The 11,269-nt window shown below is 40.0% G+C and carries 9 protein-coding genes; 7 read left to right on the forward strand and 2 right to left on the reverse strand.

Annotation, left to right across the window (positions count from 1 at the left end):
* The first annotated feature begins 104 nt into the window (after positions 1-104).
* From ilvB to DKM50_08010, 6 genes are all read left to right on the forward strand, one after another.
* Entirely contained in the window at positions 105-1,781 is a 1,677-nt protein-coding gene (gene ilvB, locus DKM50_07985; GenBank protein PZM79634.1) for a biosynthetic-type acetolactate synthase large subunit, read from the forward strand.
* Positions 1,771-2,061: an acetolactate synthase isozyme 1 small subunit gene (locus tag DKM50_07990; protein ID PZM79635.1), complete on the forward strand. Its 291-nt coding sequence runs from the start codon at positions 1,771-1,773 to the stop codon at positions 2,059-2,061. The genes ilvB and DKM50_07990 overlap by 11 nt, the downstream gene beginning before the upstream one ends.
* A 256-nt stretch (positions 2,062-2,317) precedes the next feature.
* Positions 2,318-3,184, forward strand: a complete 867-nt coding sequence (prmA, locus tag DKM50_07995) for a 50S ribosomal protein L11 methyltransferase (protein PZM79636.1) — start codon at positions 2,318-2,320, stop codon at positions 3,182-3,184.
* 233 nt (positions 3,185-3,417) lie between these two features.
* Entirely contained in the window at positions 3,418-5,841 is a 2,424-nt protein-coding gene (locus DKM50_08000) for an ATP-dependent protease (protein PZM79637.1), read from the forward strand.
* Positions 5,842-6,052: 211 nt separating this feature from the next.
* Complete coding sequence (locus DKM50_08005) at positions 6,053-7,630, forward strand: hypothetical protein (protein ID PZM79638.1); 1,578 nt, start codon at positions 6,053-6,055, stop codon at positions 7,628-7,630.
* A gap of 14 nt (positions 7,631-7,644) precedes the next feature.
* On the forward strand, positions 7,645-8,151 hold the full coding sequence (locus DKM50_08010; protein ID PZM79639.1) for a cysteine methyltransferase: 507 nt from the start codon (positions 7,645-7,647) through the stop codon (positions 8,149-8,151).
* A 10-nt stretch (positions 8,152-8,161) separates the two neighbouring features.
* On the opposite strand, the gene DKM50_08015 is transcribed toward DKM50_08010, so the two are convergent.
* Positions 8,162-9,013 carry a hypothetical protein gene (locus DKM50_08015; protein PZM79640.1) on the reverse strand — a complete coding sequence of 284 codons (852 nt, stop codon included), beginning with the start codon at positions 9,011-9,013 and terminating at the stop codon, positions 8,162-8,164.
* A 144-nt stretch (positions 9,014-9,157) separates the two neighbouring features.
* Positions 9,158-10,093 (reverse strand): hypothetical protein, encoded by a 936-nt coding sequence (locus DKM50_08020; GenBank protein ID PZM79641.1) that lies wholly within the window; start codon positions 10,091-10,093, stop codon positions 9,158-9,160.
* 344 nt (positions 10,094-10,437) lie between these two features.
* Here DKM50_08020 and DKM50_08025 point away from each other — a divergent pair, with 344 nt between their 5' ends.
* Positions 10,438-11,247, forward strand: coding sequence for a TlyA family rRNA (cytidine-2'-O)-methyltransferase (locus DKM50_08025; GenBank protein ID PZM79642.1), 810 nt, complete (start codon positions 10,438-10,440; stop codon positions 11,245-11,247).
* The last annotated feature ends 22 nt before the right edge of the window (positions 11,248-11,269 follow it).

Below are 11,269 nucleotides of genomic sequence, written 5' to 3' on the forward strand. Positions count from 1 at the left end.
TATAATATAGGGACTTCTCTTGTTAAATGTTTAGTCTATAGATCAATGCAATATTTGCCGATCTGACTAACCATTCTGAAACGTATTATACGAGGAGAAAACCCATGAAATACTCAGGAGCCGAAATAACAATCAAATTACTAGAACAACAAGGGATTACTACAATTGCCGGAATCCCTGGAGGAACAAACCTGCCACTATACAATGCATTATATAAAAGCAGTATTCGGCATATACTTGCGCGACACGAACAAGGTGCCGGGTATATTGCACAAGGAATTGCCCGGTCATCAGGGAAAACAGCAGTTTGCTTTGCTACATCCGGACCAGGAGCAACAAATCTTCTGACCGCTATTGCTGATGCAAAACTGGATTCTATACCGATAATCGGCATCACAGGGCAAGTTCCGACCTCACTTATCGGTACCGATGCTTTCCAGGAAGTAGATACCTACGGACTTACTTTACCGATCACCAAGCATAACTTTCTGGTCAGATCAGTAAGCGAACTGCTGACGACAATCCCTGAGGCCTTCGAAATCGCCCAAGCCGATCGGCCAGGGCCCGTGGTTATCGATATTCCCAAAGATGTTCAAATGTCAGAAATCGAGATTAATGGCTGGCCAAGTATTTCCTGCGAAAAGAAGCAAAAGTCTATAGACTCCCCTAAGCTTGAACAGATAGCAACAATGATTAACGAATCCAAACGTCCAATTCTTTATATAGGTGGAGGCATAATTCATTCCAGTGCCCATAAAAATCTTTTAGAATTTGCTAATAAAAATTCTATACCTGTAACCTGTACACTTATGGGACTGGGAGCCTTTCCGGCAGACAATTCGCTATACCTTGGCATGCTTGGTATGCACGGCGCACGTCATACTAACTACCTTGTCAAAGAGACCGATCTGCTTCTGGCCTTTGGGGTTAGATTTGATGACAGAGCTACTGGAAATATCAAAAAATTCTGTCCCGAAGCGAACATTATCCATATCGATATCGATCAGTCGGAAATTAACAAAATCAAAGAAACAACACACTCCCTTACAGGAGATATCGATGCCACGATCCAATCCTTGTTACCACTTGTTCACAATGATCGCCGTCACGAATGGATATCCTATGTCGAAAAAATTAAAAATAGAACTCCGGTTAAATTACCACCTGAAGCAGACGAATTCCACCCGATAAATATAATCAAAACTATAGGTAATTTAGCAGAGAGGGACTCTATCATAGTAACTGACGTCGGACAGCATCAAATGTGGGTAGCTCAAACGTATCCCTTCAAGGCTCCCCGTACCCTGCTCACTTCCGGAGGTCTTGGAACAATGGGATTCGGATTACCAACCGCCATCGGTGCTGCCCTGGCTAATCCCGAAAAGCGCATTATCTGCTTCAGCGGTGATGGATCCATTCTCATGAATATCCAGGAACTAGCGACACTCGCTGATCACAACCTTAATGTAACAGTGATCATTATGAATAACGGACACTTGGGACTTGTCCGCCAGCAACAGGAATTATTCTATGAAAAAAATTATATTGCATCAAAATTCCTGTCAAATCCGGATTTTATTACCATTGGTCGTGGATTTGGCATAAAAGGTTATGATTTAAAAGGTTGCCATGATTTGAGAAAGATTTTTGCGCAATCACTCATCGAACCAGGTCCATGTATAGTAAACGCACCAATACATTACTCAGAAAATGTTATGCCGATGGTTCCTCCGGGCGCCGGAAATCATGAAATGATCGGAGGTGAAAGTTATGACTGCTAATATTATTATCGAATTAACTGTCCAGAATCATGCCGGGGTCCTGTCGCATATCACCGGATTGTTCTCCAGACGTGCCTTCAACCTCGAAGGAATTTTATGCGGTCCGGTCGGGGATGGAACAACAAGCAAACTGTACCTGTTGGTAAACAAAGATGCACGGCTCGACCAAATCGTAAACCATCTGAAAAAACTCTACGATGTTATCGAAGTATTGTTAAGGGAAGATTCCGACAATACCCTGCTCAATCAGCTATTTAAATTATTAACTAGCGAAAAGTAGATTATTGTTCCATCTGTAGCTCTTAGTATTTGAGCTACAGATGGTTATAGGAAAGTGGTAAAGTCTATATCCCCATCATCCGTCAACAGGTAAAAATCCGGGTTATAAATTATTGAAAGCGGGAGCAGTGTACTCCAACTTCTCCAATTAACTCAAAGAACTTTTTGATTTATTGAAATACGCATTGTCCGGACAAGATAATCATATATAATAATTATGCTAATTAATACTTTATAAGAAAATAGAGGTACATATAATGTCAGAATTCTATACCGTTACCATTGAGCTTAACCATAGTTTCGAAGAACAAGTGAGTTCCATCCTGGATTTGATATCACCGGAATCCTACGCATACGAATCTCCCTTTCAGAAAGACCGGACATTGGACAGCAGATTCTGTCTCTATTTCGATTCGGAAGAAAAAGCCCGGCAAACAAAAAAAATCCTTAGCCCATTACTAGAACCTATTTCCCCGGAGATGATACTCACAATAGCAGAAGGTGACGATGCCGACTGGCAAAACGAATGGAAAAAATTCTTTCAGCCAATACCAATCGGCGAAAAACTCATAATACTCCCTGCCTGGGAAGAAGTCGATGCTCCTCTGGACAAAGCCGTTGTACTGATCGACCCGGGAATGGCTTTCGGTAATGGTGGTCACGCCACGACAAAAGGCTGTCTCGTCTTTCTCGAAAAACTCATCGAACCGAATATGACCATTCTCGATTTTGGCACTGGATCTGGCATCCTCGCCATTGCGGCACACAAGCTCGGTGCAAATTATGTCGATGCGATTGATAATGATTCTGTAGCGATTGAAATCGCAGCGAAGAACTGTCAACAAAATAGGTGTGAAGATTCCATTCATCTGATGGTCGGAGAATCTGGCATAATTCCGTCCAGACATTATGACCTTATCGTTGCAAACATCACTGCTGATGTGATTATGGAGCATTTCGATAAGCTTATCGACCAGCAGCCAAAACTCCGCCATCTGATCCTCTCAGGCATCATCAAGCATAAGAAACCTGCACTAGACGAATATCTTGCCCAACGAAACATCCACCCATCGGAACTATGGCATGAAAACGGCTGGTTCACATACCTCATTAAAACAAGTTAGTACTAATATTGCAGACAATAAGCTTGGGCTACCTATAGGAAAATAATAATTAATTCCTCTAGCTGTATGCCCCAAGTTATAAAAAAGTATTGCATATAGAGCCCAAAAACCCCGATTGACAACAATATCATAATTAGCTAAAAGAACATTAATTATGTTTAGAGATTAGATACAATTATTTAGTTGTATAAAATTGATACAACTTTAAATATTCACTAATTGGGGGGATCGATATGAATCAAGATAATAATAATAATAATAATAAACGCCTGCTACCCCAGGATCTCATTAAGGAATGTGACCCGAATATATTCGGTTTCGAAACAACTGCTGACACGCAAGGAAATCTGGTAACTATTGGTCAGGACAGGGCACTCAGAGCTATTGACTTTGGCCTAAACATCAAAAATGATAATTTCAACATGTACATTTCCGGAACACCAGGAACAGGAAGGGGTACAACGATAATCGACGAAGTCAACAAACTGGCTGCCAGCGAACCGATTCCCCAGGATATTTGCTATATCAATAATTTTAGAAATCCTGACGAACCAACGTCCCTGGAACTTTCAGCCGGGATAGGGTGTCAGTTTAAAAAAGACATAGAAAAATTAATTGAAAATCTGGGCTCTGAAATTCAACGTGCTTTTACAACAGAACAATACGAAAAAAACAAAGAAAGCATTAAAGACGAACTTGAAAGTGAACGAGCTGAAACAGAAACAGGACTTCAGACTTTTGCAAATGAACGAGAAATGGGAATACAAAGGACTTTGACTGATTTAGTAGTTGTGGCACATCACAACGGTCGTCCGATGACCCTCGAAGAATATGACAAATTACCTCACGAAAAAAAGGAAGAAATTAACAGAAAAAGAAAAGAAGTTACAGAAAAAATTAATGAATACACAAGTAAAGTTAGCAGTTTGCAAAGAGAGTATAAGGAAAAAATAGAGGAACTCAATAAGAAGGTAGTATTGGCTGCTACTGGAGAATTACTCAACGAAATTAAAAATAAATATCAAAGCTATGAAGAAATTATAAAACATATCGATAACATACAAGATGATATTATTGAAAACCTCGATGTGCTCATAAGAGAAGATGAGGCTCAAGCTTCTCCATTTTTCTCAGTTCGTGGATCAAAGGAAGACGTTTATAATAAATACCGGGTTAACCTATTAATTGATAACTGTAATACCAAAGGCGCACCGGTCGTTTTTGAACAGAATCCGACTTACTACAATCTCATCGGATATATCGAATATCGAGTAAGGTTCGGAGCACTCTCCACCGATTTTTCAAAAATAAAAGCTGGCGCTGTTCATAAGGCAAATGGAGGTTATCTGATTGTAGAAGCCTCTCAGTTATTGCGGGATTACTATGCCTGGGATTCTCTAAAAAAAGTTATGAAATATAAGGAGGTAAAAATAGAGGATATTACACAAAGATACGGGTTTTCCCCGACAACCGGACTCAAGCCTCAAGCTGTGCCGGTCAACGTAAAAGTAATAATCATCGGCACGCCCATGATATATCAGCTCTTACATTATTATGACGAAGATTTTGAAAGGCTCTTCAAAGTAAAAGCTGACTTCGACACAGCTACTAAAAAAACAGATGACATCCTGCGGCAATATGCTTCCTTCATTTCTCAAAAATGTAACGATGAAAAGCTGACTCCCTTTAGCAAAAACGCGGTTGCTCAAATAATCAATTACAGCTCAAGACTTGTTTCTCATCAAGAAAAGCTCAGCACTCGGTTTGCAGATATTGTTGACGTTATGAAGTCCGCAGATTACTGGGGACGAAAAGAAAACGCCCAGACTATTGAGGAACAACACGTTAAACAAGCTTTAAAAGAAAAAATATACCGGTCAAACATGATAGAAGAAAAAATTCAGGAAATGATCAGGGAAAACACCATAATGATTGGGGTGGAAGGCACAAAAACCGGTGAAATAAACGGACTATCAGTTCTCAGTGTCGGAGATTATTCCTTTGGTATGCCGTCACGCATTACAGCCAATACCTATCTTGGAGACGGAAGTATTCTGAACATTGAACGCGAGGTAAAAATGAGCGGAAAAATTCATTCAAAAGGAATACTCATACTAAACGGCTACCTTGACCATAAGTATGGACAGGACAAACCATTATCACTCAAAGCAAGCATCTGCTTCGAACAAAGCTACGAAGGGATCGACGGTGATAGCGCATCAAGTACAGAACTTTACTGTATCCTATCAAGTCTTTCTGACTTGCCGCTTAGGCAGGATATCGCAGTTACAGGATCAGTCAATCAAAAAGGAGAAGTCCAGGCTATAGGCGGCGCAAACCAGAAAATAGAAGGATTTTTCGAGATTTGTAAAATTAAAGGGCTTTCTGGAAACCAGGGTGTAATGATCCCAGCCGAAAACATTAAGCATCTAATGCTGAAAGACGAGGTCATTAATGCCGTGAAAGAAAACAAATTCCATATTTATGCGGTACGAACTATCGATGAAGGAATAGAAATTCTAACAGGAAAAGAATCCGGGGTAATGCAAGCAGATGGAAGTTATCCGGAAGGATCGGTTAACCAGCTTGTTAACGCGAAGCTGACCAAATACGCAATGATTACAAAAAGTTTTGGAAAAGACATAAAAGATAGTTAAACTGAGATCCATCGTCACAACAAATGCCTCAAGGTAACCTTCTTGATGAAGGTCAAAAGAATACTGCCGGCAATTTTAATTACGGACAAAATACTTGCCTAATCAAACCGGCTCAGATATCATAAATGAAGGGATATTTCGGAAGAATATCTCCCATCGCTGATGATCGAAATTTCACCGATTAATTAATTCTAATTTCTTGAGGTCACCTATGAACAATAAGATTCCATTCTCTTCGCGGTTAATGATATTCGCATTCTATTTGTTTTCTCTGATGACAATTATCAATTCTTCCCCAACTTTTTCAATGGATAATGAGGATATCAATTTCGCATTAACCTCAGGTGTTAGCTATTCACAGAAAAAAATAGAAACTCTCGACGGACCGGTAATTGCCAACATCCTTACAATTGATCTAAAGAATCCGAATATTTCCGTCAAATCTGCCCTGGGTAGAGATTTTGTTGTGGCTGACGAATACTATAAAGGCAGAGAAAAGCTCGGTGATCTGGCAAGAAGAAAGAACGCTATTGCAGCAATTAACGCCGACTATTTCAGTACTGACGGGGATCCTCTGGGCTTTATGGTCCGCGATGGCGAGCTAATAAGTGAGAGTATGTCCAACAGGGTTGCGTTAGGAATAACCGCGGATGGCCGTATCAAGTTCTCACGAATAGCAACTTCCGGAACGCTAATTGCCAGTGATCAATCTTCATGTCGTCTCGATGGCATTAACCGGATGCTTCCGCCGAATGGTATCGTTATACTTACCCCGGCGTATGGTACGAAACCTATTGTAAACGAACCGGTGTTATTGATGCTCGTGGGAGACATTAACCTTCCGGTAACGTTAGGGAAAGAACTGCAAGGAACAATTAAGTATATTGGATTTTCTGATACCATTAATACTATACCGCAAAATAGCATTGTCCTCGCTGGTAAAGGGCGCGGTGCAAAATGGTTAATAACACATTTGCATGAAGGAGATGGCATAAGATTCCACTACGACGCCAAAACGGTAGCAGCTAATTATCCACGGCCTATGCTCATTACCGATTCAGTGATAGATCCTCCCACCGATAATATTAAAGATGACTGGTCAGATGTCATCCAATCAATCAGCGGAGGTCCATGGCTCGTAAAAAATGGAAGTACACTTATAGACGGAAAAGACCAGGGCTTCAACGAGAATTCTTTCGTTAACGCGAAACATCCCCGCACAGCTATAGGAGTTAACAGCAATGGCGAACTCTTAATTGTGACAGTAGACGGCCGAAAAAAATATAGCGTCGGACTAAGCTTAAAGGAGCTTGCCGAGTACCTGATACAACTTGGCGCAGTTGAAGCTATCAATCTTGATGGTGGCGGATCAACATCAATGGTCGTTAAAGGACTATACGTAAACGGTCCCAGCGAAAACTCCCCTCGACCGATAGCCAATGCCTTGCTGGTTTTCGACAAATCATATTATACTAAGTATCTTTCTAATGACAGCTTCATACCTGATCCGGTCAATCTGCAAATCGGAGAAAATACCCCGTTGACTTTAAGGAACGCAACAGATAAATCAATACCGCTTTGGGGAAGTTATGATGGAAACATATTTATTGACCAGCGCGGAACAGTATATGCCGATCAATTCTGTGGAGGAAATATAGCAGCTATCACAGCAAACAACCACTATAAATATCAATATTTTGTATTTTCAAACCAGACTAATGCTATCCCAAAAAGTATACCGGCATCATCCACGCCCAACATTGCAACTTCACTCTATAACGATAACTAAAAATTTTAGCAATTATGAAAACAACCATTTATTACAATTATTCTAATTTACCACCACTGGGAAATATTTGTCTCGCAGGAACAAATGACCTCCTCTACAAGATCGCTTTGGGAAATAACGCAAATGAAGACGTACAATACTGGTTAAGTTATAATATTTCTGAGCCTGATATCATATTCTCTGACAAATATGGAACACCTTTCTTTGACCAATTAAAAAAGTATTTCGATCACGAGCTCAAACAACCAGAGTATCCATATTTTCTCGAAATGCCTCCGTTTACCCAAAAAGTTCTCCAGGCTGTTGCAAGCATTCCATATGGACAGACTCGAACATACGGAGAGATAGCGCTGATGGCGGATAGTCCAAGAGCCAGTCGAGCCGTTGGAAATGCCTGTCATGCCAATCCTCTCCCGCTTCTTATACCCTGTCATAGAGTAATTTCACAGAAAGATATCGGAGGGTTCGCGCCAGGTATCGGATACAAAAAAACGCTTCTGCAGCTTGAAGCCGGCCATTAGAAAAAGAAGGCTATTTGACGTGGAATATTTCGCTAGGCACGTCATAGGGAGCAGTAGTCACATTAATCTCACTATAACCTTTTGACTGTAATTTGCATTTAATGACGTTACTCGCCAGTTCATGACAATTGCAATCTCTGGATAAATGAGCAAGATGAATATGTTTAGTGCGCCTAAGATGCGGCTCCGGGTGAATAAGCTTAACAAGTGCATCAGCTGCCTGATCGTTAGAAAGATGACCGGTATCACTAAGGTTTCGCTTTATTAGTCCGGCAGGTCGACTCGATATAAGCTGTTGTCCGACATCATGATTTGCCTCGATGACGTAAAGGTCACAGTTATAGTATGGTTCTATCAAATGATGAGGAAAACACCCGATATCGGTAGCAAACCCGACAGTTCTTGTAGTTCCTTTGTCAGTATAGGTAAGCTTAAAACAGGTATGCTCCCCGGCATGGTCAATTCCACTTAACAACCAGCCTCCATGAGGAAAAGGATAGGAATCGACACTAATATCGTCAAAGCGAATAGTCTTTCCGTCATAAAAATTGATTTTTCCCATCAACGCCGCTATACCCTGAAATTCTTTTCTCCGCAAAAGAGCAATCGAAGTACGTTTACTACAAAATATTGGAATATCTGTTTTAGAAATAAAGAGAGGAAGTCCCTTCACGTGATCAGAATGGGCATGAGTTATCAACACTGCTGACAAGCTTTCCAGGGGTATCTGGATTTCATTGAGAGCCTCTTTGATTCGACGGAAACTTATTCCGGCATCGATTAGTATTCTAGTTTTTCTGGTAAACACCAGTGCAGCATTCCCTCGACTGCTACTAGCCAATGTCTTTACAAAGAATCCCATCCTACCCTCGCTCTAATAAGAAATTATTATGAAGATATTTACAGACTACGCCATTAAGCTACCATATCGTTTTATTTTGTGTCAATGGAAACAAATATGCGCCCACATGGACGCTTACAAAAAAAATTGATATCTATAGATAATTTATGATAGGAAGTAACTGTCTTTAATACTCTGGTTAAAAGCTGTCAGACTTTCAGTGGAAGAATTAACCATCCAATTCGCTTCTTTATCGATATTAAATAAGGTTACAATTTTTATTTTATTCATTGATTTGATTGTTTGGAATGCATCTATAACCCATTCTGCTTTATTTCCACCCAGTTCTGCAGTTCCCATGCTCCCGATCATTATAGGCTTTTTAGGATAAGAACTATTCAGGTCATTATAAGTTTCACCGAACAGATCGCCAAAACTACGCCACTCAGACGCCGCATTCTGGGTAGGCCCAAAATTAAGCCCGTCAATAGCAATCCAGTCTACATAATCGTTACCCGGATAATAGTTATGGTAATCATACATAGGATTATCCATTGCCAGATCGCCGGTAACTTCAGGACTCCACACCCACGTGACATTATGAGCACCTTCTTGGTCAAACAATGATCTGATATGTCTGAATGCAGCAACATACCGGGAAGGATCGTTGAAATTATGAGTTCCGTCCCATGGATACCAGAAACCGTTCATTTCCTGTGCCCATCTTAAAAAAAGAGGCTTACCATAGGTTTTAATATCTTGTGCAAAACTAACGAGATACTCGTCATACTTTCCGATAGCTATTTTATCAAGCGTATATTTTGTTGATGAGCGCTCAAAATCCCATGGCTCCCAGGTAAGATGAGGAATAGCGCCGGCAGCGTTAACTTCATTACACCAATGTATTGGAAATTCACTGAGTTTCCCATCTTTTTCCCAGCTTAAATAGGTAACATAGACCGATATATTTTTGCCGAGTAATTGATTAAAGGACGTCATCTCTGCAACTGACGCAAAATATTGTTGTTTCTCAGGTAGTTTGGGACTTATAAAAGCTCCCAAATAACATCCTTGATAATTTCCTTGGAAGATATCTGTCATAGTAAATTCCTCTTGATAGAATATATTAATTATAGCATTAACATCTTAAAATAATAAAGTATAATAAAATTGTTTTTTTGTATTAATACAGCGATTTGATGCTTCTCAAAAACTATTTTGAATTATTCCCACAAAACTTGTTTCTAAAACATAATCTGAATTCCACTGACGTAATAGGGGGAACTTAATATAATATTATAAATTATAACTAAATAGTGTACAATAGGCATAACAATTACAAACCTGCCGATCTAAGTTTGGAATATAAAGATAGTAAGGATGCCCCTTGATTATCAGGTTTTTTGTTTCACAGTCTATTACCAAACTTTGATCAGAAGATTATTATGAATAAAAAAGTTAGAATTGATCATTTACTCGTTGAAAAAGAACTATTCCCGACTAAGCATAAAGCCCAAGCAGCTATCATGTCAGGAAAAATCTTTGTCGACAATAAAAGGATAGATAAATGCGGTACCTTTGTTAAGCCTTCGTCCCCAATCGAGATAACGAAACCGGAATTAACCTACGTAGGAAGAGGCGGCGAAAAGCTGGAAAAGGCTATTCTTACTTTTAACATTGATGTCAGCAGGAAGTCAGCAGCAGATATCGGAGCCTCAACGGGAGGTTTCAGCGACTGCTTACTCCATAACGGATGCGCACTCGTTTATGCGATCGATGTGGGCTACGGACAACTTGATATGGCAATTCGAAAAGACCATCGGGTCATTCCGATCGAACGTACAAATGCCAGACACCTTACCTGGGAAACCTTTCGGGAAATTTCCCTCAAAGCAATAAAAAGCGAAATTAAACAAGGGAAAAATTTAGAAATAACCGAACCAGAGCCTGTTGACCTCATTGTCATGGACGTCTCTTTTATTTCTATCCTAAAAATACTTGAAGCGCTCAAGAATATAATGAAGCCTGAAGCCGACATTGTATCACTCGTCAAACCGCAATTCGAAGCCACCAAAGAACAAGTTGGAAAAGGCGGAGTCATCACTGACCCAAAGGTTCATGGTGAAGTACTTGAGAGAGTAATTAACGGAGCAAAAGAACAAGGATTTGAAACAATTAACTGGTGTGAATCGCCAATTAAAGGTGCTACCGGCAATAAAGAATTCTTCGTTCATTTAAGGCTCAATCAATCTTAATTTTAATCTACAGGTAACAACA

Source organism: Candidatus Margulisiibacteriota bacterium (assembly GCA_003242895.1).
Lineage (GTDB): Bacteria > Margulisbacteria > Riflemargulisbacteria > GWF2-39-127 > GWF2-39-127 > GWF2-39-127.